Raw genomic sequence first — 24,837 nt, 5'->3', positions numbered from 1 at the left:
GGCGGGTCGCGTCTCCACGGGGCCGCGACCCTTCGCATTCCTCGTTCGGCCCGTCACCCCGTCAGCCGAGCAGCGCCGCCTCGGCGCCTGCCGGCAGGGCGAGGTCGGCGGCGTGGGCGTGCGCGCTCTCGATGTTGCCGAAGAACTGGCGGGCGCTCTCGGCCCATGTCCGCCGCAGTGCCTCGGCGCGGCATTGGGCGCGCGGGATCTCCAACGCGGCCAAGCACGCCGTCCGCAGGTCGGCGTCGAGCACGCCGGCGCCGGTCCCGGCGACGACGTCGAGGGGGCCGGTCACCGGGTAGGCCGCCACCGGCAGGCCGCAGGCCATCGCTTCGAGCAGCACGATGCCGAAGGTGTCGGTGAGGCTCGGGAACACGAACACGTCGGCGGCGGCGTAGAGGGCGGAGAGTTCCGCGCCGGTGCGGGTGCCGAGGAAGCGCGCCTGCGGGTTGGCGGCCGCGAGCCGGGCGCGGTCCGGCCCGTCGCCGACCACCACTTTGCTGCCGGCCAAGTCCAGGCCGAGGAAGGCGGCGACGTTCTTCTCCACCGCTACGCGGCCGACGAATAGGAAGATCGGGCGCGGCAAGCCGTCGAGCGCCTTGGGCGGCGACGCGTCCGCCTCGGCCGGGCGGAACAGCTCGGTGTCGACGCCCCGCGTCCAGCGCATCAGGTTGCGGAAGCCGCGACCGGCGAGTTCGTGTTCGAGGGAGGCGGTGCTGACCATCGTGCCGCTGGCGGCTCGGTGGAAGCGCCGCAACCAGGCGTAGCTCCAGGCCTCCGGGATCGGCGCGCGGGCGGCGAGGTATTCGGGAAAACGGGTGTGGTAGCTGGTGGTGAAGGGCCGGCCCTTGGCGATGCAGAGCCGGCGCACCGCGTGGCCGATGGTGCCCTCGGTGGCGATGTGCACGTGGGTCGGGTCGATTCGCTCCCAGGCCACGCCGATTCCGCGGGCGCCGGCGAGGGCGAGGCGGATCTCGGAATAGCCCGGCATCGGCAGCGAGCGGAAGTCGCGCGGGGTCAGGAAGAACGGCTCGAAGCCGCGCGCGGGAGCGGCCTCGGCCATACGCTCCAGCGAGCGCACCACGCCGTTGACCTGCGGCGCCCAGGCGTCGGTCGCGACGAGCAGCCTCACGCGACGGCCCGGCGGTCCGGCGCCGGAAGCGCCGCACGCTCGGCCTCCGCCGCGCGGGCTCGGAGGATGGTCGGATAGTGCAGCACCTCCATGCGGCCGTCGTAATGCTCGACGAGGGCGGTGCAGGATTCGACCCAGTCGCCGGTGTTGAGGTAGCGCAACCCGTCGATGCGCCGGTCGGCGGCGTGGTGGATGTGGCCGCAGATCACCCCGTCGGCACCCTGGCGCCGGGCCTCGTCGGCGAGGAAGGTCTCGAACGCGCCAATGAAGTTGACCGCGTTCTTCACCTTCAGCTTCGCCCAGGCCGAGAGCGACCAGTAGGACAGGCCCAGCCGCCGGCGCAGCTTGTTCAGACCGGTGTTGACGAACAGCGCGACGGTGTAGGCGCCGTCGCCCAGGTGGGCGAGCCAGCGGGCGTGGCGCACCACCATATCGAACTGGTCGCCGTGGATCACGAGGTAGCGCCGCCCGTCGGCCGCCTCGTGGATGCGGCTCTCTGCGATCTCGATGCCGCCGAAGGTGGTGCCGATGTAGTTGCGCAGGAACTCGTCGTGGTTGCCCGGCACGTAGACCAGGCTCGAGCCCTTGCGCACCTTGCGCAGCAGCTTCTGCACCACGTCGTTGTGCCCCTGCGGCCAGTACCAGCCCGAGCGGAGCTGCCAGCCGTCGACGATGTCGCCGACGAGGTAGAGCGTGTCGGCGTCGTAGTCCTTCAGGAAGTCCAGCAGCAGCCCGGCCTGGCAGCCACGGGTGCCGAGGTGCAGGTCTGAGAGGAACAGGCTGCGGACGCGGGTCGTCCCTTCCGTGTCGTCGGCCACGAGCATCTCCCGGCGGTCTTCGGCCGAGCCAAACCGGAAACGCGTCTCAGTTTGATGACGGTGGAGTCCGTTCGATGCTGCGATGCAGCAAGCAACACAATGGTCGTTCGCGCGATTGTTGCAGTGCACGACAATTTTTTTTCGCCATCCGGGAAGTTTTTCCAGTTTTGCTTGTGAGGCTTCGGTGTCCATAATGGATGCAAAGCGATCACCTGCCGAAAGGCGGGCGCCGGAGACGGCCAAGGGATCGCCGACCGGAGCGGCCGGCCTCGCCTTCGTGGCGGGGCGGCCGGACGGGTCGACTTGAATCGTGGCCCGGGGCGGGACGACGGGGAGGACAGTGCCGAAGGTCGTCGGAATTCCGGCGTGCAGGATCCGCGTCGAGCGGCTTGCGCACCGGGCACGGCCGACGCAAGGAAGACGAAGGCTATCGGAGGCGACCGGCATGGATCCATGCCGCGACCGCGAGCGGTGCAAGACCGTTCCGCCGCTCCGCATCGCCCGGCGATGCGACCGACCGACGAAGCGGAAGTTCCGCGCGGGACAGCCCTCCCGCGCGCTTCCGGCCGCGCCGGTTCGGCACACCGCTCGCCAGAACGCCCACGGATCACCACACGCCCATGCGCCGCCTGCCGGCGCATCGTTCCTGACGCCGGCTTGCCGGCCAACGTATCTTGGTAATCGGAGGACACACCCATGGCTGCAACGCGGCGCCCCGGACGCAACCACCTTTTCATTCCCGGCCCGACCAACATCCCGGACCGCGTGCTGCGCGCGATGCACGTCCCCTCGGAGGACCACCGCTCGCCGGACTTCCCGGCGCTGGTGAAGCCCCTGTTCCAGGACGCCAAGATCGTGTTCGGCTCCGAGGCCGGCACGATCATCTTCTATCCGTCCTCCGGCACCGGCATCTGGGAATCGGCGCTCGCCAACACCCTCTGCCGCGGCGACAAGGTCCTGACGGCCCGCTACGGCCAGTTCAGCCACCTCTGGGTCGACATGGCCCAGCGCCTCGGGCTCGACGTGATCGTGCAGGACGAGGCCTGGGGCACCGGCGCGGACCCGGAGAAGATCGGTGAGGCCCTGCGCGCCGACACCGACCACAAGATTAAGGCCGTGATGGTCGTCCACAACGAGACGGCGACCGGCGTCACCAGCGACATCGGCGCCGTCCGCAAGGCGATCGACGCCGCCGGCCACCCGGCGCTGCTGTTCGTCGACGGCATCTCGTCGATCGGCTCGCTGCCGTTCAAGATGGACGAATGGAAGGTCGACTGCGCCATCGCCGGCTCGCAGAAGGGCTTCATGCTGCCGGCCGGCCTCGGCGTGCTCTGCGCCAGCGCCAAGGCGATCAAGATCTCCGAGGGCGGCGGCGCGGGCGGCAACGACCGTCTCGGCCACGTCTACTTCGCCTGGTCGGACCAGCTGAAGCAGAACCCCACCGGCTACTTCCCCTACACCCCGCCGCTGCCGCTGCTCTACGGCCTGCGCGAAGCTCTGACGTGCATCCGCGAAGAGGGCATCGACAACGTCTACCACCGCCACCACGTGCTCGCCGAGGCGACCCGTCAGGCCGTGGCGGCGTGGGGCCTGAAGACCTGCGCCAAGGAGCCCAAGTGGAACTCCGACACGGTGACGGCGATTCTGGCGCCCGAGGGCGTCGACGCAGCCAAGATCATCAAGCACGCCTACGACCGCTACAACCTCTCGCTGGGCGCAGGCCTCAGCCAGGTCGCGGGCAAGGTGTTCCGCATCGGCCACCTCGGCGACCTGAACGAGCTGTCGCTGCTGGGCGCGATCGCCGGCGCCGAGATGGCGATGATCGATTGCGGCGTGCACGTCACGCCGGGCTCGGGCGTCGCGGCGGCGTCGAGCTACCTGCGCGAAAACCCGCTCTCCCGCGGCTGACGACGAAGGCCATCGCGCGGGGGCGGCGACGCCCCCACGCACACCCGGACGAGAGGGGATCATCTCGAACCGGATCGGGATCGCCGCGGCCGACGCGTCGCGGGCTTGAGACCCGATCCGGCCGTCGCATGAAAGGCGTTCCATGACGAAGAAGATCGTATTCCTCGACCGCGAGTCCCTCGACGCCACGGTCCGGCCGTTCAACTTCCCGCACGACTACAAGGAATACGATTCGACCTGGACGCCGGAGGAGATCGTCTCCCGGCTGGCCGGCGCCGAGATCGCGCTGATCAACAAGGTGCCGATGCGCGCCGACACGTTGAAGCAGCTCCCCGACCTCAAGCTCATCGCGGTCGCCGCCACCGGCACCGACGTGGTCGACAAGGCCCAGGCCAAGGCTCAGGGCATCACCGTCGTCAACATCCGCAACTACGCCTTCAACACCGTGCCCGAGCACGTCATCGCGCTGATCTTCGCCCTGCGGCGGGCGATCGTGCCGTACGCCAACTCGGTGCGCCGGGGCGATTGGAACAAGTCCACCCAATTCTGCTACTTCGACTACCCGATCCACGACATCGCCGGCTCGACGCTCGGCATCGTCGGCTACGGCGCGCTCGGCAAATCGATCGGCCAGCGGGCCGAGGCGCTCGGCATGAAGGTCATCGCCTACGACGTCTTCCCGCAGGAGGGCCTCGTCGACTTCGAGACGATCCTGACCCAGTCCGACGTGATCACGCTGCACGCGCCGCTCACGCCCGAGACCCGGAACATGATCGGCGCCGAGCAGCTGGCGAAGATGAAGAAGCACGCCATCCTCATCAACACCGCTCGCGGCGGCCTCGTGGACGAGGCGGCGCTCGCCGAAGCGCTCAAGGCCGGCACGATCGGCGGCGCCGGCTTCGACGTGGTGGTGCAGGAGCCGCCCAAGGACGGCAACATCCTGTGCGACCTCGACCTGCCGAACCTCATCGTCACGCCGCACGTGGCCTGGGCGAGCAAGGAAGCGATGCAGATCCTGGCCGACCAGCTCGTCGACAACGTCGAGGCCTACGTCGCCGGCACGCCGCAGAACGTGGTCTAGGCCCCGCCGCGCGTCGGAAGTCTCACCGCGGGGCCGCAAAGCGGAGCCTGGAATCTAGACACGCAGGGGTTGTTCCAACCGTCCGCATCCGCGGCTCTGGATTCTGGGCTCGCCTTCGGCGCCCCGGAATGACGTCGCGGCGGAGGGCGCCCGAACCTCGAATTCAACACCAAACGCCAGCCGCGCCGAGACGCGGACGAGAGGACGCACCATGAAGAAGCTTCTGTTCCTGTTCGACACCGATGCGATGCCGTCCGTGTTCGACACGGTCGTCGGCTACGACGGCGGCGCCGACCACATCACCGGCTACGGAGGCGTGACCCCGGAGAACGTCGGGGCGCTGGTCGACGGCACGATCTACACCCGCGGCGGCTCCGAGAAGAAGTCGACGGCGATCTTCGTCGGTGGCGGCAACATGGCGGCCGGCGAGGCCGTTCTCGCCGCGGTGAAGAAACGCTTCTTCGGCCCGTTCCGCGTCTCGACCATGCTCGATTCGAACGGCTCGAACACCACCGCCGCAGCCGGCGTCGCATTGGTGGCGAAGGCCGCAGGCTCGCTCGAAGGCAAGAAGGCCGTCGTGCTCGCCGGCACCGGCCCCGTCGGCATGCGCTCGGCCGCGCTGCTGGCCAAGGAAGGCGCCGAGGTCGTCATCGCCGCCCGCCAGCTCGACCGGGCACAGGCTGCGGCCGACGCCGTCAACAAGCGCTTCGGCGTCGCCGTGACCGCGGCCGCCACCCCCGACGAGGCCTCGCGCGCCGAGATCGTCAAGGGCAAGAACCTCGTGTTCTCGGCCGGCGCCATCGGCATCGAGCTGCTGCCCGAATCGGCCTGGAAGGACGAGGCCTCGATCGAGTTCGTGGCCGACTACAACGCCCAGCCGCCGCTCGGCTTCGGCGGCATCGACGCCATGGACAAGGGCAAGGATCGCCACGGCAAGAAGTCGTTCGGCGCGCTGGGGATCGGCGGCCTCAAGCTGAAGCTCCACCGCGCCTGCGTCGGGCAGCTCTTCGACAGCACCGAGCAGGTGTTGGACGCCGAGGAGATCTACGCCCTCGCCAAGAAGATGGCCTGAACAAAGGGAGTGGGGCGCATGGCCGAGCACGATACGATCGCCACCTTCCTCGACGGGCTGGCCAGCGCCGCCCCGACCCCCGGCGGCGGCGGTGCCGCCGCCATCTCCGGCGCCATGGGCGCAGCCCTGGTCTCGATGGTGTGCAACCTCACCATCGGCAAGAAGAAGTACGTCGAGGTCGAGGCCGAGCTGAAGGACATGCTCACGCAGTCCGAGGCTTTGCGGGCGCAGCTTACCGGCATGATCGCCGAGGACGTCGCCGCCTTCGACGCGGTGATGGGCGCCTACGGGCTCCCGAAGGCGACCGACGAGGAGAAGGCCGCCCGGGCGGAGAAGATCCAGGCGGCGCTCAAGGTCGCCACCGACGTTCCGCTCGCCTGCTGCCGCGCCTGCCGCGCGGTGATCGACCTCGCCGAGGTGGTGGCCGACAAGGGCAACCTCAACGTCATCTCGGATGCGGGCGTGGCCGTGCTCTCGGCCCATGCCGGCCTGCGCAGCGCCGCCCTCAACGTCTACGTCAACGCGAAGGGTCTCGACGACCGCGACTTCGCGGACGCACGCCTGAAGGAACTCGAAGGGCTGCTCGGCGACGCCGGCGACCTCAACGAGAAGGTCTACGACGTGGTCAAGGCCAAGGTGAACTGAGGCGCGTCCGGGTCGGCGGCGTTCTCACGGAAGCCGTCGATCCGATGCCGCGTGGTTCGCGACCCGTCGCGGCCGCGATATGCTGCGTCGCAGCAAGCACAATCCAAGCATTCCTTCGCCGATCAAGGCGAACTCAACGAGAATGCAAAAAAATTTGATGCGGCATCGGCCTCCCCCAAAGTAAAATGAGGGCGTAGAACCGTATCGAAGAACAATACGGAAGGAGGCGCCCGATGGACGTGCACGAGTACCAGGCCAAGGAACTGCTCGCGAGCTTCGGCGTCGCGGTTCCCAAGGGTGCCGTCGCCTTCAGTGCCGACCAGGCCGTCTACGCGGCGACCGAGCTCGGCGGCTCGTTCTGGGCGGTGAAGGCGCAGATCCATGCCGGCGCCCGCGGCAAGGCCGGCGGAATCAAGCTGTGCCGGACCTACAACGAGGTCCGCGACGCAGCCCGCGAGCTTCTCGGCAAGCGCCTCGTCACCTTGCAAACCGGGCCCGAGGGCAAGCCGGTGCAACGGGTCTACGTCGAGACCGCCGACCCGTTCGAGCGCGAACTCTACCTCGGCTACGTCCTCGACCGGAAGGCCGAGCGCGTCCGCGTCATCGCCTCGCAGCGCGGCGGCATGGACATCGAGGAGATCGCGGCGAACGAGCCCGAGGCGCTGATCCAGGTGGTGGTCGAGCCGGCCGTCGGCTTGCAGCAGTTCCAGGCGCGCGAGATCGCGTTCCAGCTCGGGCTCAACATCAAGCAGGTCTCGGCCGCGGTGAAGACGATCATGAACGCCTACCGGGCGTTCCGCGATTGCGACGGCACGATGCTGGAGATCAACCCGCTCGTCGTCACCAAGGACGACCGCGTGCTGGCGCTCGACGCCAAGATGTCGTTCGACGACAACGCGATGTTCCGGCGTCGCAACATCGCCGACATGCACGACCCGTCGCAGGGCGACCCGCGCGAGGCCCAGGCCGCCGAGCACAACCTCAGCTACATCGGGCTCGAGGGCGAGATCGGCTGCATCGTCAACGGCGCGGGCTTGGCCATGGCGACGATGGACATGATCAAGCACGCGGGCGGCGAGCCGGCGAACTTCCTCGACGTCGGCGGCGGCGCCTCGCCTGAGCGCGTCGCCACCGCCTTCCGCCTCGTCCTCTCGGACAAGAACGTGAAGGCGATCCTCGTCAACATCTTCGCCGGCATCAACCGCTGCGACTGGGTCGCGGAGGGCGTGGTCCAGGCGGCCCGCGAGGTGAAGATCGAGGTGCCCCTGATCGTGCGGCTGGCCGGCACCAACGTCGAGGCCGGGCAACGCATCCTCGCCGAGAGCGGGCTCGACCTGATCACCGCCGAGACCCTGTCGGACGCCGCGCGCAAGGCCGTCGAAGCCTGCGACGGCACCAAGCACTGACGTCCGTGAGATAAGCGAAGGAACCCGCCATGAGCATTCTCATCGACGAGACCACCCCGATCATCGTCCAGGGCATCACCGGCGACAAGGGCACCTTCCACGCCAAGGAGATGAAGGAGTACGGCGCCAACGTCGTCGGCGGCGTCACCCCCGGCAAGGGCGGCAAGACCCATCTCGGCCTGCCGGTGTTCAACACCGTGAAGGACGCGGTCGAGGCCACCGGCGCCACCACCTCGATCACCTTCGTCGCCCCGCCCTTCGCCGCGGACGCGATCATGGAGGCGGCCGACGCCGGGCTGAAGCTGGTCTGCTCGATCACCGACGGCATCCCGGCCCAGGACATGATGCGGGTGAAGCGCTACCTGATGCGCTACCCCAAGGAGCGCCGCACCATGGTGGTCGGCCCGAACTGCGCCGGCATCATCTCGCCCGGCAAGTCGATGCTCGGCATCATGCCGCCCCACATCTACTTGAAGGGCAACGTCGGCGTGATCTCGCGCTCGGGGACGCTGGGCTACGAGGCCGCCTCGCAGATGAAGGCGCACGGCATCGGCATCTCGACCTCGGTCGGCATCGGCGGCGACCCGATCAACGGATCGTCCTTCCTCGACCACCTCGCCCTGTTCGAGCAGGACCCCGAGACCGAGGCGGTGCTGATGATCGGCGAGATCGGCGGCCCGCAGGAGGCCGAGGCCGCGGCCTGGATCAAGGCGAACTTCTCCAAGCCCGTGATCGGGTTCGTCGCCGGCCTCACGGCGCCGAAGGGGCGCCGCATGGGGCATGCCGGCGCGATCATCTCCGCCACCGGCGACAGCGCCGCCGAGAAGGCCGAGATCATGCGCTCCTACGGCCTCACCGTGGCGCCGGACCCGGGCTCGTTCGGCGACACCGTGGCCGAGGTGATGCGCCGGGCGGCGTAACGCTCGACGCGCGAACCTGAAAGCGCGAGTTCCCTCGCCCGTCCGGTGAGGGACAGGATGAGGGGGATGCCCTCGCCGGATGGACCTGCATCCCTCACCCCAACCCTCTCCCGGACGGGAGAGGGGGCCGCGCGGTGCCACCCCCGCCAGAACGACATCCGCCCCAGGTGGCTTGATCCGATGCCAAAGACCCTCCACGCGTCCCTCAGCCATGCCGAAGAGAACGCCTTCGCGCCGCCGGTGATCACCGGCACCTCGTCGAAGGAGGCGCTCGACATCCTGTTCCACGCGCTGCTCGACGTGGCGCGCCGGCACGAGCCCGAACTCGAGGCGGTGCTGCACGGAACCGCCGACATCTCGACCTTCACGCCCGAGATGCTGGCCCGCGCCCTCCAGGTGCAGGGCATCTGGTTCCAGCTGCTGTCGATCGCCGAGCAGAACGTCGCCATGCGCCGGCGCCGGCACGTCGAGCGCACGGAAGGCCGCTCGGCCCTCGGCGGTTCGTTCGCCAAGGTGCTGGCCGAGGCCTCGGCGAGCGGCATCCCCGCGCATCAGATCCATGCGCTGCTGAAGGACCTGCGCATCCGCCCGACGATCACCGCCCACCCCACCGAGGGCAAGCGCGTGACCGTGCTGGAGAAGTTCCGGCGGATCTACCTCGTGCTGCGCGAGCTCGAACTGCCGCGCTGGACCACGCGCGAGCGCAACGGCCTGATGAACGAGCTGCGCGACCAGATCGAGCTCGTCTGGATGACCGGCGAGCTGCACCTGGAGAAGGCCACCGTCGAGCGCGAGGTTTCCTGGGGCCTGCACTTCTTCGACGAGACCCTGTTCGAGATGCTGCCGGAGGTGGTCTACTCGCTCGAGGAGTCGCTGGCGCAGTACTACCCGGACGAGAAGTTCGAGGTGCCGGCCTTCTTCCAGTTCGGCTCTTGGATCGGCGGCGACCGCGACGGCAACCCCTACGTCACCGCGAGCGTCACCCGCGAGACGCTGAAGTGGAACGCGCTCGCCTCGCTCAAGCGCTACCGCGACGGCGTGCTCCATCTCGGCCGTGTGCTCTCGCTCACCGAGCGCTCGATGCCCGTCCCCGAGACCTTCCGGGCCGAGCTCGCGCGGGCTTTGTCCGAGAGCGGCGACGCCAAGGCGATCGCCGGCCGGAACCCGGGCGAGGCCTATCGCCAGTACCTGTCCTGCATCCTGCGCAAGCTCGAGGCGACGATCCGGCGCAACGAGGGCGGTCGCGCGAACGGCCCGGACTACCCGAGCGCCGACGGCCTGATCAACGACCTGCGCACCCTGGAGCAGGGACTCTCGGACGCCAAGTGCACCTCGCTCGCCACCGACCTGGTGCGGCCGGTGCGGCGGATGGTCGAGATCTTCCGGTTCTCCACCGTCCGGCTCGACCTGCGCGAGAACACCACCCGCACCACCAAGACCCTGCACGCGCTCTACGCTCGCCAGAACGGCGGCAAGGCGCCGCCGGACCTCGACACGCCGGAATGGAAGGCCTGGCTCGTCGCCGAGCTGGCGCGACCGCGGACCGGCGAGACCTCCTTCGAGGGCCTGCCGGACGACGCCCGCGAGACCCTGGCCACCTTCGCACTGGTCGGCGAGATGCGCGACACCCTCGACCGCGAGGCCTTCGGCGCCTTCGTCCTGTCGATGACCCGCTCCGTCCCCGACATCCTCGGCGCGTACCTGCTGGCCAAGGAGGCCGGGCTCTACCTCGACGCGGCCGGCACCGAGATCTGCCCGCTGCCGATCGTGCCGCTGTTCGAGACCATCGAGGATCTGCGCGCGGCGCCTGCGATCATGAAGGAGCTGATCGCCGTCCCGGTGGTGCGCCGCTCCACCCGCTGGCAGGGCGGCGTGCAGGAGGTGATGATCGGCTACTCGGATTCGAACAAGGACGGCGGCTTCGTCGCCTCGAACTGGGAGCTGTACAAGGCGCAGTCCAAGCTGACGGCGCTCGGCAAGGAAGCCGGCGTGCCGATCGCCTTCTTCCACGGGCGCGGGGGCTCGGTGAGCCGCGGCGGCGTGCCGACCCAGCGCGGGATCGACGCGCAGCCGCCGGGCTCGATCAACGGCCGCTTCCGCACCACCGAGCAGGGCGAGGTGGTCTCGTTCAAGTACGCCAACCGCGGCACCGCCGCCTACCAGATGGAGCTGCTCGCCGCCTCGGTGTTCGAGCACGCGCTGCAATCCGAGCGGCAGCGGGCGAACCAGCCCCGGCACGAGTTCGACGACGCCCTCGAGGCGCTGTCGGGCGCCTCGCGCGCGGCCTACGTCAACCTTCTCCAGGCCGACGGCCTCGTCGACTACTTCCAGTCGGCGAGCCCGCTGGACGAGATCGCGCTGCTCAACATCGGCTCGCGACCGGCGCGGCGCTTCGGCGCGAAGTCGCTGAGCGACCTGCGCGCGATCCCCTGGGTGTTCGCCTGGGCGCAGAACCGTCACGTGGTCACCGGTTGGTACGGCGTCGGATCGGGCATCCGCAGCTTCCTCGACGTGCGCGGCGACCCAGGCGAGGCGCTGCTCAAGCGCCTGTTCCAGGAATGCCGGCTGTTCCGGCTGATCCTCGACGAGGTCGAGAAGACGCTGCTGATGGTCGACCTCGGCATCGCCCGCGACTACGCCGGCCTCGTCGCCGACCCCGAGATTCGCGAGCGCATCTTCGGGATGATCGAGGCCGAGTACGCGCTGACGCGCGAGATGGTGCTGCGGATCACCGGCGGCCGGGAGCTGGCCGAGCGCGCGCCGCTGTTCCGCGACAGGCTCACCGGGCGCCTGCCGACGATCAACCAGGTCGGCCGCGAGCAGGTCGAACTGCTGCGCCGCTTCCGCGCCGAGGCCGACGAAGACAAGCGCGAGGCGGTGAAGTCCGCCCTGCTACTCTCGATCAACTGCATCGCCGTCGGCTTCGGCGCCACCGGCTGAATACGTTCCGCCGGGCCTGTCGCGCGGTGCGACGCGGCCCATGTTGAAACACGACGCGCGGGCCCCTTAGCTGCGCCCGCGCTCCGACGACATCCACCCTATCAGGAGAGACCCATGAGCTTCACCCTCGTCCAGCAGGCCACCCCGCGGCTCCACCGTTCCGAGCTCGCCGTGCCCGGCTCGAACCCGACCTTCATGGAGAAGTCGGCCACCTCGAACGCCGACGTGATCTTCCTCGACCTCGAGGATGCGGTCGCGCCGGACGACAAGGAGAAGGCCCGCACCAACATCATCGCAGCCCTCAACGACATCGATTGGGGCACGAAGACCATGATGATCCGCATCAACGGTCTCGACACCCACTACATGTACCGCGACGTCGTCGACATCGTCGAAGCCTGCCCGCGCCTCGACATGATCCTGATTCCCAAGGTCGGCGTGCCGGCCGACGTCTACGCCATCGACGTACTGGTGACGCAGATCGAGCAGGCCAAGAAGCGCGAGAAGAAGCTCGGCTTCGAGGTGCTGATCGAGACCGCGCTCGGCATGGCCAACGTCGAGGCGATCGCGACCTCCTCCAAGCGCCTCGAGGCGATGTCCTTCGGCGTGGCCGACTACGCCGCCTCCTGTCGCGCCCGCGCCCAGGTCATCGGCGGCGTGAACCCCGATTACAGCGTGCTCACGGACAAGGACGAGAGCGGCAAGCGCGAGACCCATTGGCAGGACCCGTGGCTGTTCGCCCAGCAGCGCATGCTGGTCGCCTGCCGCGCCTACGGCCTGCGCCCGATCGACGGCCCGTTCGGCGACTTCTCCGATCCCGACGGCTACACCTCCGCTGCCCGCCGCTGCGCGTCGGCCGGCTACGAGGGCAAGTGGGCGATCCACCCCTCGCAGATAGACCTTGCCAACGAGGTGTTCACCCCGTCCGAAGCCGAGGTGACCAAGGCCCGCCGCATCCTCGTGGCCATGGAAGAGGCCGCCAAGGCAGGCCGCGGCGCCGTCTCGCTGGACGGCCGCCTGATCGACATCGCCTCGATCCGCATGGCCGAGGCGCTGATCGAGAAGGCCAACGCGATGTCGGCCAAGTAAGGACCGCAGACGTCGATCAATCCGCGGCCGCTCCGGACCATCCGGGGCGGCCGTCCTCGTTTTCGGCACCGGGCGCAAACCCGGCCGTTGTCGATTGGTATCCCCGCCGACCCCGCGGGGACGACGCGCCCCGGCCTGGCGGCGCCAACAGGGAGAGAACACCATGCACGTCACCATCGAGCAGGCGGAAACCGCGATCACTGCCGCGAAGGCCAAGGCGACCGAGCTCGGCACCCAGATGTGCATCGCGGTCGTCGATTCCGGCGGAAACCTGAAGGCGTTCTACCGGATGGACGGCGCCTGGGTCGGCTCGATCGACATCGCCCAGAAGAAGGCCAAGACCTCGGTGTTCTTCGGCATGATGACCGGCCAGATCGGCGCGCTGTCGCAGCCGGGCAAGCCCCTCTACGGCATCGAGCACTCGAACGAGGGGCTGATCACCTTCCCCGGCGGCATCCCGATCGTCGACGCGGACGGCAAAATGTCGGGCGCCATCGGCGTCAGCGGCTCGACCGTCGAAGACGACCACGCGGTGGCCGAGGCCGGCGCCAGCGCGATCGGCAAGACCGCGCTTCCGGCCCACCCCTGGCGGACCTGATCCCAGCAGGCGGCGCCGCCCTTCTTAAGAAGGGTGGCGCCGTCGAAGACGATGCATTGTTTTTCGGCCGCGCGATGCCTGCATTTCGAGCTTGAAGATTTGAAAAAATCGATGGAAGCTGTCGATCAGCAGGTCCAGGCCGACGGTGAACAGTCGTCGGCCGGACGAATCGAGGCTCCTTTGCGCGAGGCTCCCTTGCGATGGTGCCTTCGCCGCGCAGGTGCCTCCGCTCGACCGTCGAGGCACGACCGATGGGACCGTTCCGTTCGACCTTCGCCTTGACCCTCCTCGTCGCCCTTGGGCTGGCGGCTTCGCCCCAGGGCGCCCGCGCCTGCGGCGACGGCGAGGCGCCGACGTCCTGTGGCGACGTCGGTGCGGAAGCGAGCGCCAAATGGATGCTGAAGCACGTGGTCGCCGCGCTCGCGGCCGACAAGCCGGCGGCGCTCGCGCATTTTACCAAGGGCGAGGCGGGCTTCCGCACCGCGGACACCTACGTGTTCTGCGTCGGGCCGGACGGGGTGATGAGTGCCCACCCCAACCCGGTCCTGCAGGGCCAGAACGTGCGCGACCTGCACGACAGCGACGGCACCTACTTCATCCGCACGATGATGGAGACGGCGGCGCCGGGACAGGTCTCAGCGATCCGCTACCTTTTTCCGAAGCCGGGCAGCACCGTCGCGCTTCCGAAGACCACCTACTACACCCGCGCCGGCGACCAGGTCTGCGGCGTCGGGATCTACGAGTCGGATGCGGCCGCGCCGACGGACAGCCCCGGCGCACGCGCCACCCACCTACGCGACCGGCTGGACGGCGCGATGCCTCCCGCGCTGCGTGAGGACTGGACGGCCTTCCTCGAAGCGCTGAACGCCGAGGCCGGCGCGAAGGCGGCGGCGATGGAGAAGGCCCGCGCCGGGCTGCAGGCGGCGCAGGCCGCCCTGGCGCCGCCGACGACGGCGCCGGACGACTGATCCGCGCCTCGGCAGGCGGCCCGCACACCAACGGTTAAGCCTGTCGACCTATCACCGAACCTCCCCCAAGCGTCGTGCCGGGAGAGGCGCCGTTGACCCGTGACCAAGTCGCCACCGCACTCCGGCGCCTCGCCGCCTCGCAGGTCGAGGACATCGAGCGCGCCGTCAAGGACGGCCACAAGACCATCGCTTTGAACGAGCTGGCGGACCTGAACCGCCAGCTCAAGGCCTTCGCCGCAGCGCTGAAGAAGGCGCCGATCCGCGCCTGACGCCCGGCTACCAGCGCGGACCGCCCCATTCGCGATCCGGGATGTCGGCCGGCGGACGCGGCGGATGGTCGTAGAACACCGGCCGACGCCGTGGACCCTCGTCGTAACCGCCGGGCTCGTCGCAGACGCGAACCCGGCGCAAAACCTCCTCGCCGTACGCGTCGATTCGGCGCTTCACGAAGCTGCGGCAGCGTTCGGGCGGCTCGAAGTCCGGCCCGACCGTGAAGTGCGGGCGGCGGAACGTCGGCGGGGGAGGCGGCTCGCGATACGCGGGCTCGGCGTATTCCGGCGGGCGCGGCGGATAGGGACCGTCGAAGTCCGCGGCCCGCGCGGCGGTGGCGAGGCCCTGGCCGGCAAGCGCCAAGGCGCAGAGCCCGGCCAGACGAAAACGGAGAAGCGACACGACATGTCCTCGCGGAGTGCGTGGCCGGCGGCCATCGAAGTCCGGAGGATGATCGACCGAGTCTGAACCGTGCGCGAGCGCGTGGGTCGGCAACCGTTCAGCTTCGGCGGACGCCGCTCACAGGTCCCTCGGCACCGTTCCGCGCACCGCGCAGCGCCACTTCGCGACGTGGAGCTCGGGGTGGGCCGCCTGCCATTCGGCCAGCACGCTCTGGGCGTGCCGCAGGCAGATGAACGGGTTGGTGCCCTGGTAGGACATCGGGATCTGGTCGTCGTGGCACTGCGTCGGTTGCGACAGCAGGCAGGCGGACAGCAGGATCAGCATCGGCGGGGCGTCCTCGCATCGTCCCGGCTCCGTGGCCGGGTTGCGACGACCTTAAGGCGCCGCCGCGGCACGGCAAACGGAGATATCTCGCGGCGCGCCGACGCGAATCACCGCATGTCCAGCGCGGCTCATCCGCCCATTCGGAGGCTCGCCTTCACGTATCCCAATGCGTCGCCGGATCGAACGCGGGTCCCCTCTCCCGTTCGGGAGAGGGGGCCACGTTGCGTGACCTGCGATCCAGTCGCCACGGCGGAGGCGTTCGACGCGGCGTGAATGCGACATGCCCCTCCATGAGAGGGGCCGCACTTCAAGCCGCCGCCCAGATCTCGCCCTTGGCGATCGTCGCGAGGTCGCCGGAGTAGCGGCGGAGCGGGCCGGCGGCGATCTCGGCGTGGCGCGGGCTGAGGCGCTGGAGCGAGCGTGCCAGGAGGCGGAGGAAGACGAGGTCGTGAGTGCCGGTCTCGACGAAGGTCGGCGTCAGGCGGCCGTGGCTGCCGAGAAGGAGGGTGCCGCGGCGCATACCGAAGCCGGGGTGGTCGCCGACGGAGCCCGCCGCGATCGTTCCGGCGATCATCCGCGAGCCGGCGTGGTCGCCGGCCCGCTCGACGAGGATCAGCCCGCGCCGCATGCGGTCGCCGAGGTGGCGGCCGGCCGTGCCCTTGACGATCAGCGTCGCGCCGTCGAGCCCGGCCTTGGCCGCGTAGACCGCGCCGCCGGCATGGTCGCCGGCATCACCTTCGATCGTGATGGTGCCGCCGGTCGCGCCGGTGCCCGCATACGGGCCGACGTTACCGGTGACGGTGAGCGTGCCGCCGGCCATGCCTTCGCCGAGGCGCTGCCCGACATCGCCGACGACGCGGATCGTGCCCTGGCCGAGCGCGGCCCCGACGCGGTCGAGGCGCTCGTGACCGCCTTCGATGGTGAGGCTGTCGCCGCCGTCGAGCGACACCTGGAAGCAGTCGCCGAGGACGAGGCCGCGCCGGGTCGTGCCGATCGGCAGGCGCTCGGCCTCGCCTTGCGACAGCGCGGCCAGGGTCGCGGGGGCGATGTCGAGGAGGTCGAGGCGCTCGGGGGGCGCCTGCCGCAGGGAGAGGACGCTCACGCTTCGGTCTCCTTCACGGCAGGATTCTTTTCAAGCAGATCGCGAAGGCGATAATGGTGCCGCCCGAGGTTGCCGCCGTAATTACCCGCGGTGATCGCCACGAGTCCGTGCTGCGCGCCGACCTCGGTCGCCGCGTGCAGCGCCGCCCGCATCGAATCTGAAACGCCCTGAGAGGTCAGCGCGTCGATGACGATCTCCAGCACCACGCCGCATTCGGCCGGCAGCGCCGAGCCGGCCCGGCCCTTCAGCGTCGGGCAGTAGGCGTCGTTGGTCGAGGCCATCATGCCCTTGGTGCGGGCGCCGACCTTCGAGCCGGAGCGGACGATGCCGCCGGGGAAGGGCAGGATCGCCCCGGGGATCGCCTTCGCGGCCTCCACGGCGACCTCGGCCACCTTCAGGGTCTCGGCGTGGTTGCGGCCGAGGAACAGCAGGTTGCCGCCGCCGACCGCGCCGTCGACCGCGCGCACCGAATCCTCGCACAGGAACTCGCCGTCCATCACCGGGATGCGCCAGTAGCGGCGCATCTTGCCGGTGTGGTCGGGCAGGCGCTTGGCGATGGCGAAGCCGTCGCCAAAGTAGCGGATCGCGCCGCCGAGCTTGATCTTGGTCGGCCCCTCGACGCCGGCGAAGCACGCGGTGCCGGGGCAGGTGAGGATGCACTGCCCGACGCGCTTCAGGAGCTGCTCCTTCAGCCCGTTCGGCTCGAAGCCGAACAGCAGGATGCGCACGCCCGGGCGACCGTCCGGCGTCTCCTCGGGCGAGAGCTCGGCGTCGATCCCGGCCTCGGCGCCGCAGCCGATCACCGAGGTGGCGAAGCCCGTCATCGTGGTGGCGGCGATCATCGCCCACTTCGCGGTGTCGTTGGTGACGACGATCGCGGTGCCGGCGACGTCGAACGCCTCCGCGAAGGTGTCCTCGACGCGGATGCCGTTGAGGGTGAGGTCAGACATTCGGGTTCAGGTCCCTCACGCGAAGCCGCTCGTTCATGCCCGGCATGCCACGTCCTCGAACACATCGGCCTCGGGGAAGGCCGCATCCGGGACAGTGAAGCTGTCGAGGCCCTGGCCGAACCGGTCCTGCAGGTAGGCGTCGGTGCGGCGCTCCATCGCCTTGTCGGACTCGACGACGAGCGAGAGCGAACGGCCGACGTGCCAGTTCACGATTTCGCCGTCCTCGACGATCGCCACCCCGTCCTTGAGCACGAGCTTGGCGCTCGCGAACATCGCGGTGCGGTTCCTGTCCTCGCGGTAGACCGCGATGTCGGCGCGCGCGCCGTCGCGCAGGTGCCCGCGGTCGGCTATGCCCAGCAGCTTGGCCGGCCCGGAGCGCGTCAGCTCGGCGATCTCGGAGAAGGAATACTCGCGCTCGATCTCGGGCAGCGAGGAGCGCTCGTGCACCACCTTGGGCAAGGTCGCGATCTCGCGGTCGCGCTCCTCCTTGTCCATCAGCAGGTGGATGATGCGCGGGTAGGCGGTGAATGGGCCGCCGTTCGGGTGGTCGGTGGTCAGGATCGTGCGCTCGGGCTCGTTCGAGAGCAGCATGATCTCCAGGCCGATCGCCCATTGCAGCGAGCTCGTGGGCCCGCGCGGCTTGTAGAGGAACGGCACCACGCCGCCGCCCTCGGCGTCGCCCGCGTTCAGCACCCACTTCTTCGGGTTGGCGCCCTTGCGGCCGCCGAACTGGCGCAGGATGTCCATCGAGACGGTGACGGTCTGGCCGAACACCACCTGCCCGATGTCGAGCGTCGCGTGCGGGTTCGCGTGCATCGCGTCGACGATGCGGCGCGCGGCCGAGCGGAAGCCGCCGGTGCCGGGGTTCGCCGGGTCGGCGGCGCCGTAGGCGTAGAACTGCGCGTGGGCGAAGTGGATGCGCCGGCCTTCCGCGGCCGCCAGCGTCTCGACGAAGCTTTCGTCGGCGCCCGGCAGGCCGAGGTTGTTGCAGTGGACGTGCAGCGGGTGCGGCACGCCGATCTCCTCGACCGCGTCGAGAAGCGAGCCCATGATCTTGCGCGTCGAGAGCCCGTAGACCGGGATCTCGTCGTCGAGGCTGAGCTTCAGCACGCCATCCTTGAAAGCGGAGGCACCGCCGGCGTTGATGCACTTGACGCCGAGCGCCCGGCTCTGTGCCACGTTGAGCGCCACGAGATCGCGGATCGCGTCCTTGCTCTCGCCGTCGCGCAAGAGTTGCAGCAGCTGGTCGTCGTTGCCCATCACCGCGAGCGCGCCTCGGTCGAGGAGCGGGATGTCGGCGAGCTCGAGCTGGGTCGCCAGCGCGTGGGTCGGCGGCATCGCCGGCTCGACGGCGGTGGTGTAGCCCATCTTGGCGTAGGCGGCGCCGATCCAGGCCGCCGCCCCGCCGGCATGGGCGAAGGGGTGGCCGTTCGGCGCCGTCTCACTGACGTAGAGGTCCGGCAGCAGCAGCCGCGAGGTGATGACGTTGCCGCCGGCGATGTGCGAGTGCACCTCGACGCCGCCGGCCATCACCACGCAGCCCGTTGCGTCGACGGTGCGGTCGGGCGTCCGCTCGGAGGGGGCGACGACGCGACCGTCCTCGACCCAGACGTCGCCGACGCCGTCGCGGCCGGCCGTGGGGTCGACCACCCGGCCGCCCTGGATCCGGATCAGCATCAGGAATCCTTCCCAGCGATATGGTGTTCGATGCGCGCTAGCACGTCGGCGGCGGACGGGCCGCCGCCCGCGCCGGGCCGGTAGGTCAGGGCCGCGCGGCCCTCGTTCCAGAGGACGCCGTCCGCGCTTGCGCCGGGCACGCCCACCGCGATGACGATCTCGGCGGTGCCGGGCACGGCCTCGGGGCTGCCTTCGCCGACGATGGCGATCGAGTGCAGGGCGCCGAGCCAATCGGGGCGCGCGGCCGGAAGCGACGAGAGCCAGAGCACGGCGTCGGCCTCCCCGGCCGAGACCTGGCGCACGGCGTCGAAGCGCCAGGGATCGTGCTCGGGCACCTTGCGGCCGAAGCCCGTGCGCGGGGCCTGACCCGTGGTCCAGGCCGAGACCTGGACGACCGCGCGGTCCTGGTCGGAATCACCGAGCGAGAGCGCGAAGCAGCGCGTGACCTCGTTCACGTCCCGCACCAGACCCTGCAACATCTCGACGCCGAGCTCGCCGAGCTCGGCCGGGTCGTACAGGACCACGCCGTACTGTGCGGCGTAGAGGACGCGGGCGATCCCGTTGAGCGGCGACTCGTCCTTCAGGTGGCCCTTCGCGTAGGCGCGGAGCAGGGCGAGGTCGGAGGGCAGCGCCTCGGCGGAGGCGCCCCCGACGGAGAGCACCTGGCGGTCGGCTCCGGCCGCCCGGCCGCGCACCGGCTTGCCTCCGCGCAGGGCGGCAACGAGGGCGGAGGCTTCGGCCTTCGCGCCGACGACGAGCGCCACGTCGGCGCGCCCGCGCGCCTCGGCCGGGGTCGTCGTCATCGCGCCGACGCGGGCGAGCGCGCCGAGGTCGGCATAGGTGCCGGCGGCCCCTTGCGTGTCGAGGGAGGCGCCGATCGTGCCGGCGAGGCGGTAGGCTGCGCGAATCGCGGCGACGTCGGCGTTCAGGCCGGCGAAGACCGGTGCGTGCGCGGCGGCGAGCAAAGCGGCGGCGGCCGCGATGGCGCCCTCCGCATCGGTCGCGTCACCCTTCACCCAGGCTGTCATGCGTCCTCACCCGAACCGTTTCTTGAGGCGTCGCAGATCGTCGCCGTAAGACCGGGGAGGACGGCGGAAAAGCCGTCGAAGCCGGAATGGCCTGCCCGAACGGGATGCGATCCCGCCCAGGCGGCACTCGGAATGCCTGCGCTGGAAGGCACGTTTGCATCGCTCGCACGCCGCAGGCAACCCTTTGCCCGCGATTTGCGGGCGCCCGGCTCCGTCAGGCGGTTGCCCGGCGGGGCGCCTCCATGGGAGAAGCCGGCTTCCGCGCGGACCATTCCTGGAGGTTCGGAGCGACGACAGGGCGAGGCGGCGTGGCGAAGGCGGCAGGCATCGCGGAAGGCATCGCGGAAGGCATCGACATGTCGGAATCCGCCCGCAGCCCATACTGGGCCTCCGCGTCGCGTTCCGTTCGCGTCCGCGCGCCGGCGCGATTGCATTTCGGGTTCCTCGACCTGCATGGCGGCCTCGGCCGCCGCTTCGGCAGCATCGGCCTGGCGATCGACGCCCCCGCCGTGCGCCTGACCGCGACCGCGGCCGAGACGCTGAGCGTCACCGGGCCGGAGGAGACGCGCGTGCGCGGCTACGTCCAGGCGGCGGCGAGCCATCTCGGCGTGCCGGAGGCGGTGGCGATCCGGGTGGAGGAGGCGATCCCCGCCCATGCCGGCTTCGGCTCCGGCACCCAGCTCGCGCTCAGCGTCGCCGCGGCCCTGGCGAAGCTCTCCGGCAAGCCGTTCTCGGCGGAAGACTTCTCGAACGCGCTCGATCGGGGCAACCGCTCCGGTGTCGGCCTGTCGGCCTTCACCGAGGGCGGCATCATCGTCGACGGCGGACGCGACGCCACCGGTGCGCCACCACCGGTGATCGCGCGGCTCTCCTATCCGGAGGCGTGGCGCGTGGTGCTGATCCTGGACGAGAGCGCCACCGGGATCCACGGCTCGCGCGAGCAGCGCGCCTTCGCCGAGCTGCCGCGCTTCCCCGAGCGCCAGGCCGCGGAAATCTGCCGGATCGTGCTGATGCAGGTGATGCCGGCCGCGGCGCTCGCCGAGCCCCAGGGCTTCGGCGCCGGCATCACCCAGATCCAGCGGCTGATCGGCGACCACTTCGCCCCACACCAGGGCGGCCGCTACGCGAGCCCCGCCGTCGCCGAGGCGCTGCGGACGATCGCGGACCAGGGCGTGGCCGGCTACGGCCAGAGCTCCTGGGGCCCGACCGGCTTCGCGCTGATGCCCTCGGAGGCCGAGGCGAACGCCCTGGTCGCCGGGCTGGCGCGGCCGGGCCCGCTGCGCTTCCTGATCGCGCGCGGCCGGAACGCGGGCGCCGAGATCGCGGACGCATGATTCGTCACGCCTGACCCGTTACGCTTGACCACGAGCCGCGATTGCGACTCACACCGACGTCGAACGACGCTCCTCGCACCAGACAGGGAAACGCCATGGCCCGCTCGATCCTGCACATGCTGACGCCGCTCAAGCACATGAGCCCGTTCGACGTGAACATGGCCGTGGATGCCGGGTTCGAGACCATCGTCACCTACACCGACGTGACGCTGCCCGACGTGGTCTCGCTGACCCAGGACTCGATCTTCTCGCGCGCGCCCGGCGACGGCGCCCGCACCGGCATCTTCATCGGCGGCAAGAACGCCGAGGACGCCCTCGACATGATGGACCGGGCCAAGAAGGCCTTCGTGCCGCCCTTCGCCAACCACCTGTTCGCCGACCCGGCCGGATCCTTCACCACCGGCGCGGCGATGGTGGCGCAGGTCTCGCGGGCGCTGCGCGAAAAATTCGGCACCGGGCTGAAGGACAAGCGCATCGTCATCTTCGGCGGCGCCGGCGTCGTGGCCTACGTCGCCGCGGTGATCGGCGCGCTCGAAGGCGCGAAGACGGTGATCGTCGGGCACGACGGCGAGGAGCGCGTCTCGAAGATCGCCTTCACCATGAAGTGGCGCTTCGGCATCGAGGTCGGCGCCGTCGACGGCACCACCCCGGACGACCGCCGCAGGGCGATCGCCGACGCCGACGTGATCCTGTCGGCCGGCCCCGCCGGCATCCCAATCCTCTCGGCCGAAGACCTGAGCTTCGCGCCGAACCTGCTCGTCGCCTCCGACGTCAACGCCGTGCCCCCGGCCGGGATCGCCGGGATCGACGTCAACGCGGTGGACGTGGCGCTACCGGTCGGCAAGGGCGTCGGCATCGGCGCGCTCGCGGTCGGCAACGTGAAGTACCAGACGCAGAAGCAGCTGTTCGGGCGGATGCTCGCCTCAGAGACGCCGCTCTGCCTCGATTTCCGCGACGCCTACACCCTGGCGGTCGAGGTCGCCGGCTGACCTCGGCATGGCCGGCGACGCGGTCCTGATCGCGGCGCAATCCGGCCGCGCGCTGGCCGAGGCCGCGCGCCGCGCCGGGCTCCGCCCCTTCGTCGCCGACCTGTTCGCCGATTCCGACACCCTGGAGCTGGCCGAAGCACATCGCCCGCTGGAGGGCCGATTCGACACCGGTCGGCTCGGGGCGGCGGTGCTCGCGAGCCTCGACGAGCTGTCGGCGTCGGCCGGAGGCAGGCCGATCGGCGTGATCCTGGGAAGCGGGTTCGAGGCGGCGCCGGCTCTGATCGACGCGATCGGCGCGCGTCATCGCCTGCTCGGCGCGAGCGCCGCCGCCGTCTCGGCCCTGAAGGACCCGCTGCGCTTCGCGGCCCTCTGCCGAAGTCTCGACATCCCCCATCCGGCCGTGACGCTGGCGCGGCTCGACGAACCGAAGGCGTGGCTGCTAAAGCGCGCCGGCGGTTCGGGCGGGGGCCACATCCGGCCCGCGACCCGCGGGCCGGCCCCGCCGGGCGCGTATTTCCAGGCGCGGGTGCCGGGGCGGGCCTTCGCCCTGAATTTTCTCGCCGACGCGTCCGAGGTCCACGTGCTCGCGCTCACCGAACAATGGAGCGTAGCCTCGCCCCTGCGCCCCCACCGCTACGCCGGCGCGCTGGCGCCGGGGCGGAACGAGGCGTCGCCGCTCGCCCCTGCGATCGTCTCGGCGATCGTGGAGGCGGCCGGGCGCCTCGTCCGCGCGACCGGTCTGCGCGGCCTCGCCAGCGCCGACGTCCTGTCCGACGGTGCGGGATGGTGGCTGACCGAGATCAACCCGCGCCCGGGCGCCACCCTCGACGTCCTCGACCGCCGCGGCGTGCCGCTGCTTGCCGCCCACGTCGCGGCCTGCCTCGGAGCGGCGCCCGCCCTCGGACCCGCCCCGGAGGATGCGGCGGCGTCCCAGATCTGTTACGCGGCGCGGGATCACGCCGTCATCCCGGCGGTCGCCTGGCCGGACCACGTGCGGGACCGGCCCCGCGCCGGGACACGCGTGACACGGGACGCACCGCTCTGCACCGTCCTGGCGGGGGGGCTGGACGGGCCGGCGGCACGACAAGAATTGAGGACCCGGATCGCCAGCTTGCGCGACCGGCTGCCCGAGGAGGAAACACATGAGCACCAACCAGCCGAGCCTGAACGCCCTCGCGACGCCCCTGGTGGAGCGCTTCGTCGCTGACGCCGACGTGCTGCGCCTGTCGGTCACGCAAGAGCCCGGCGGCGCGCGCATGGTCGACGCCGGCGCCTCGGCCCGCGGCTCGATCGAGGCCGGCCGCCGTATCGCCGAGATCTGCCTCGGCGGCCTCGGCACCGTCTCGATCAGCCCGTCGGGCCCGATCCCGTCCTGGCCGTACTCGGTGGTGGTGCATACGACCGACCCGGTGCTGGCCTGCCTCGGCAGCCAGTATGCCGGCTGGTCGCTCGCCGACGAGGACGGCGATTCCGGCTTCTTCGCCCTGGGCTCCGGCCCGGGCCGCGCCGTCGCCGTGGTCGAGGACCTCTACAAGGAGCTCGGCTATCGCGACACCGCCGCGAAGACGGCCCTGGTGCTCGAAGCCGCCGGCGGCCCGCCCGCGAGCGTCGTCGCAAAAGTCGCCGAAGCGTGCTCCCTGCGGCCGGAGGACCTGACCTTCATCTTCGCGCCGACCCAGAGCCTCGCCGGCGCGACCCAGGTCGTCGCCCGCGTCCTCGAGGTCGCCCTGCACAAGGCGCACACGGTCGGGTTCGACCTGCACCGGATCGTCGACGGCATCGGCTCGGCCCCGCTCTCGCCGCAGCACCCGGACTTCATCAAGGCGATGGGCCGCACCAACGACGCGATCATCTACGGCGGCCGCGTCCAGCTCTACATCGACGCCGACGACGCGGAGGCCAAGCAGCTCGCCGAGCAGCTGCCCTCGACCACGTCGAGCGACCACGGCGCGCCTTTCGCCGAGATCTTCTCGCGGGTGAACGGCGACTTCTACAAGATCGACGGCGCGCTGTTCTCGCCGGCCGAGGCGATCGTCACCTCGATCCGCACCGGCGCCACCTTCCGCGGCGGCAAGCTGATGCCGGAGCTGGTCGAGGCGTCGTTCGCGTAGCATCGGACGAGGCCGGCTTTCTCGAAACGGTGGCCCTTGCCTACGGCTCTGCCTGGGTTTCCCCGCCACCGTC

23 protein-coding genes are annotated in these 24,837 nt (G+C 70.4%); 15 read left to right on the top strand and 8 right to left on the bottom strand.

Translation table 11 applies throughout. The features are described 5' to 3' along the window. Window positions 1-61: 61 nt before the first annotated feature. Entirely contained in the window at window positions 62-1,132 is a 1,071-nt protein-coding gene (locus FV226_RS14725; protein WP_147763493.1) for a glycosyltransferase family 1 protein, read from the bottom strand. Continuing rightward, a complete protein-coding gene (locus FV226_RS14720; RefSeq protein ID WP_147763492.1) occupies window positions 1,129-1,950 on the bottom strand; it encodes a UDP-2,3-diacylglucosamine diphosphatase in 822 nt (273 codons plus the stop codon). Before FV226_RS14720 ends, FV226_RS14725 begins: the two co-directional genes overlap by 4 nt. Before the next feature lie 696 nt (window positions 1,951-2,646). Between FV226_RS14720 and FV226_RS14715 the strand changes: the two genes are divergently transcribed. The 11 genes from FV226_RS14715 (at window position 2,647) to FV226_RS28015 (ending at window position 14,846) form a co-directional block, all read left to right on the top strand. Further along, entirely contained in the window at window positions 2,647-3,858 is a 1,212-nt protein-coding gene (locus tag FV226_RS14715; protein ID WP_147763491.1) for an aminotransferase class V-fold PLP-dependent enzyme, read from the top strand. A 142-nt stretch (window positions 3,859-4,000) separates the two neighbouring features. Beyond that, window positions 4,001-4,939, top strand: a complete 939-nt coding sequence (locus FV226_RS14710) for a D-2-hydroxyacid dehydrogenase (RefSeq protein WP_147750975.1) — start codon at window positions 4,001-4,003, stop codon at window positions 4,937-4,939. 211 nt (window positions 4,940-5,150) lie between these two features. Further along, window positions 5,151-6,011 (top strand): NADP-dependent methylenetetrahydromethanopterin/methylenetetrahydrofolate dehydrogenase, encoded by an 861-nt coding sequence (locus tag FV226_RS14705; protein ID WP_147763490.1) that lies wholly within the window; start codon window positions 5,151-5,153, stop codon window positions 6,009-6,011. Window positions 6,012-6,029: 18 nt separating this feature from the next. Continuing rightward, complete coding sequence (gene fchA / locus FV226_RS14700) at window positions 6,030-6,656, top strand: methenyltetrahydrofolate cyclohydrolase (protein ID WP_147763489.1); 627 nt, start codon at window positions 6,030-6,032, stop codon at window positions 6,654-6,656. A gap of 233 nt (window positions 6,657-6,889) precedes the next feature. Beyond that, window positions 6,890-8,062: a malate--CoA ligase subunit beta gene (locus tag FV226_RS14695; protein WP_147750978.1), complete on the top strand. Its 1,173-nt coding sequence runs from the start codon at window positions 6,890-6,892 to the stop codon at window positions 8,060-8,062. 29 nt (window positions 8,063-8,091) lie between these two features. Then, window positions 8,092-8,982: a succinate--CoA ligase subunit alpha gene (sucD, locus tag FV226_RS14690; RefSeq protein WP_147750979.1), complete on the top strand. Its 891-nt coding sequence runs from the start codon at window positions 8,092-8,094 to the stop codon at window positions 8,980-8,982. A 180-nt stretch (window positions 8,983-9,162) separates the two neighbouring features. Further along, window positions 9,163-11,922 carry a phosphoenolpyruvate carboxylase gene (locus tag FV226_RS14685; protein WP_147750980.1) on the top strand — a complete coding sequence of 920 codons (2,760 nt, stop codon included), beginning with the start codon at window positions 9,163-9,165 and terminating at the stop codon, window positions 11,920-11,922. Window positions 11,923-12,036: 114 nt separating this feature from the next. After that, on the top strand, window positions 12,037-13,011 hold the full coding sequence (locus FV226_RS14680; RefSeq protein WP_147763488.1) for a CoA ester lyase: 975 nt from the start codon (window positions 12,037-12,039) through the stop codon (window positions 13,009-13,011). A 163-nt stretch (window positions 13,012-13,174) separates the two neighbouring features. After that, window positions 13,175-13,609 (top strand): heme-binding protein, encoded by a 435-nt coding sequence (locus FV226_RS14675; RefSeq protein WP_147763487.1) that lies wholly within the window; start codon window positions 13,175-13,177, stop codon window positions 13,607-13,609. Window positions 13,610-13,860: 251 nt separating this feature from the next. Beyond that, window positions 13,861-14,577 carry a cache domain-containing protein gene (locus FV226_RS14670; RefSeq protein ID WP_147763486.1) on the top strand — a complete coding sequence of 239 codons (717 nt, stop codon included), beginning with the start codon at window positions 13,861-13,863 and terminating at the stop codon, window positions 14,575-14,577. A gap of 92 nt (window positions 14,578-14,669) precedes the next feature. Further along, window positions 14,670-14,846, top strand: coding sequence for a hypothetical protein (locus FV226_RS28015; RefSeq protein WP_187273587.1), 177 nt, complete (start codon window positions 14,670-14,672; stop codon window positions 14,844-14,846). A gap of 7 nt (window positions 14,847-14,853) precedes the next feature. Here the strand turns inward: FV226_RS28015 and FV226_RS14665 are convergent, their stop codons facing one another. From FV226_RS14665 to FV226_RS14640, 6 genes are all read right to left on the bottom strand, one after another. Beyond that, window positions 14,854-15,249, bottom strand: coding sequence for a hypothetical protein (locus FV226_RS14665; protein WP_147763485.1), 396 nt, complete (start codon window positions 15,247-15,249; stop codon window positions 14,854-14,856). 117 nt (window positions 15,250-15,366) lie between these two features. Then, the gene (locus FV226_RS14660) at window positions 15,367-15,573 is read right to left on the bottom strand and encodes a hypothetical protein (RefSeq protein ID WP_147750985.1); all 207 of its coding nucleotides are present in this window, start codon (window positions 15,571-15,573) and stop codon (window positions 15,367-15,369) included. Between the two features lie 307 nt (window positions 15,574-15,880). Beyond that, window positions 15,881-16,675 carry a formylmethanofuran dehydrogenase subunit C gene (locus tag FV226_RS14655; protein ID WP_147763484.1) on the bottom strand — a complete coding sequence of 265 codons (795 nt, stop codon included), beginning with the start codon at window positions 16,673-16,675 and terminating at the stop codon, window positions 15,881-15,883. Beyond that, window positions 16,672-17,625, bottom strand: a complete 954-nt coding sequence (fhcD, locus tag FV226_RS14650; RefSeq protein WP_147750987.1) for a formylmethanofuran--tetrahydromethanopterin N-formyltransferase — start codon at window positions 17,623-17,625, stop codon at window positions 16,672-16,674. The genes FV226_RS14655 and fhcD overlap by 4 nt, the downstream gene beginning before the upstream one ends. A gap of 33 nt (window positions 17,626-17,658) precedes the next feature. After that, complete coding sequence (locus FV226_RS14645) at window positions 17,659-19,302, bottom strand: formylmethanofuran dehydrogenase subunit A (protein ID WP_147763483.1); 1,644 nt, start codon at window positions 19,300-19,302, stop codon at window positions 17,659-17,661. Next, the gene (locus FV226_RS14640; RefSeq protein ID WP_147763482.1) at window positions 19,302-20,330 is read right to left on the bottom strand and encodes a formyltransferase; all 1,029 of its coding nucleotides are present in this window, start codon (window positions 20,328-20,330) and stop codon (window positions 19,302-19,304) included. Before FV226_RS14640 ends, FV226_RS14645 begins: the two co-directional genes overlap by 1 nt. Before the next feature lie 356 nt (window positions 20,331-20,686). On the opposite strand from FV226_RS14640, the gene FV226_RS14635 reads away from it, so the two are divergent. The 4 genes from FV226_RS14635 to mch all read left to right on the top strand — a co-directional run bounded on the left by FV226_RS14635 (window position 20,687) and on the right by mch (window position 24,764). Continuing rightward, window positions 20,687-21,664 carry a beta-ribofuranosylaminobenzene 5'-phosphate synthase family protein gene (locus FV226_RS14635; RefSeq protein ID WP_147763498.1) on the top strand — a complete coding sequence of 326 codons (978 nt, stop codon included), beginning with the start codon at window positions 20,687-20,689 and terminating at the stop codon, window positions 21,662-21,664. Window positions 21,665-21,759: 95 nt separating this feature from the next. After that, complete coding sequence (locus FV226_RS14630; RefSeq protein ID WP_147750990.1) at window positions 21,760-22,653, top strand: NAD(P)-dependent methylenetetrahydromethanopterin dehydrogenase; 894 nt, start codon at window positions 21,760-21,762, stop codon at window positions 22,651-22,653. Window positions 22,654-22,660: 7 nt separating this feature from the next. Next, entirely contained in the window at window positions 22,661-23,860 is a 1,200-nt protein-coding gene (locus FV226_RS14625; RefSeq protein WP_147763481.1) for an ATP-grasp domain-containing protein, read from the top strand. Next, window positions 23,796-24,764 (top strand): methenyltetrahydromethanopterin cyclohydrolase, encoded by a 969-nt coding sequence (mch, locus tag FV226_RS14620; RefSeq protein ID WP_147763480.1) that lies wholly within the window; start codon window positions 23,796-23,798, stop codon window positions 24,762-24,764. The genes FV226_RS14625 and mch overlap by 65 nt, the downstream gene beginning before the upstream one ends. Window positions 24,765-24,837 lie beyond the last annotated feature (73 nt).

The organism is Methylobacterium sp. WL12, from assembly GCF_008039475.1.
Lineage (GTDB): Bacteria > Pseudomonadota > Alphaproteobacteria > Rhizobiales > Beijerinckiaceae > Methylobacterium > Methylobacterium cerastii.
Note: the sequence above shows the minus strand (reverse complement) of the source record. Positions and strands in the feature narration are given on the sequence as shown.

Bases quoted from the DNA above. Each gene is read 5' to 3' on its own strand.
- FV226_RS14715 (WP_147763491.1), top strand. From the start codon at position 2,647: ATGGCTGCAACGCGGCGCCCCGGACGCAACCACCTTTTCATTCCCGGC.
- FV226_RS14710 (WP_147750975.1), top strand. From the start codon at position 4,001: ATGACGAAGAAGATCGTATTCCTCGACCGCGAGTCCCTCGACGCCACG.
- FV226_RS14705 (WP_147763490.1), top strand. From the start codon at position 5,151: ATGAAGAAGCTTCTGTTCCTGTTCGACACCGATGCGATGCCGTCCGTG.
- fchA (WP_147763489.1), top strand. From the start codon at position 6,030: ATGGCCGAGCACGATACGATCGCCACCTTCCTCGACGGGCTGGCCAGC.
- FV226_RS14695 (WP_147750978.1), top strand. From the start codon at position 6,890: ATGGACGTGCACGAGTACCAGGCCAAGGAACTGCTCGCGAGCTTCGGC.
- sucD (WP_147750979.1), top strand. From the start codon at position 8,092: ATGAGCATTCTCATCGACGAGACCACCCCGATCATCGTCCAGGGCATC.
- FV226_RS14685 (WP_147750980.1), top strand. From the start codon at position 9,163: ATGCCAAAGACCCTCCACGCGTCCCTCAGCCATGCCGAAGAGAACGCC.
- FV226_RS14680 (WP_147763488.1), top strand. From the start codon at position 12,037: ATGAGCTTCACCCTCGTCCAGCAGGCCACCCCGCGGCTCCACCGTTCC.
- FV226_RS14675 (WP_147763487.1), top strand. From the start codon at position 13,175: ATGCACGTCACCATCGAGCAGGCGGAAACCGCGATCACTGCCGCGAAG.
- FV226_RS14670 (WP_147763486.1), top strand. From the start codon at position 13,861: ATGGGACCGTTCCGTTCGACCTTCGCCTTGACCCTCCTCGTCGCCCTT.
- FV226_RS14660 (WP_147750985.1), bottom strand. From the start codon at position 15,573: ATGCTGATCCTGCTGTCCGCCTGCCTGCTGTCGCAACCGACGCAGTGC.
- fhcD (WP_147750987.1), bottom strand. From the start codon at position 17,625: ATGTCTGACCTCACCCTCAACGGCATCCGCGTCGAGGACACCTTCGCG.
- FV226_RS14645 (WP_147763483.1), bottom strand. From the start codon at position 19,302: ATGCTGATCCGGATCCAGGGCGGCCGGGTGGTCGACCCCACGGCCGGC.
- FV226_RS14640 (WP_147763482.1), bottom strand. From the start codon at position 20,330: ATGACAGCCTGGGTGAAGGGTGACGCGACCGATGCGGAGGGCGCCATC.
- FV226_RS14635 (WP_147763498.1), top strand. From the start codon at position 20,687: ATGTCGGAATCCGCCCGCAGCCCATACTGGGCCTCCGCGTCGCGTTCC.
- FV226_RS14630 (WP_147750990.1), top strand. From the start codon at position 21,760: ATGGCCCGCTCGATCCTGCACATGCTGACGCCGCTCAAGCACATGAGC.
- FV226_RS14625 (WP_147763481.1), top strand. From the start codon at position 22,661: ATGGCCGGCGACGCGGTCCTGATCGCGGCGCAATCCGGCCGCGCGCTG.
- mch (WP_147763480.1), top strand. From the start codon at position 23,796: ATGAGCACCAACCAGCCGAGCCTGAACGCCCTCGCGACGCCCCTGGTG.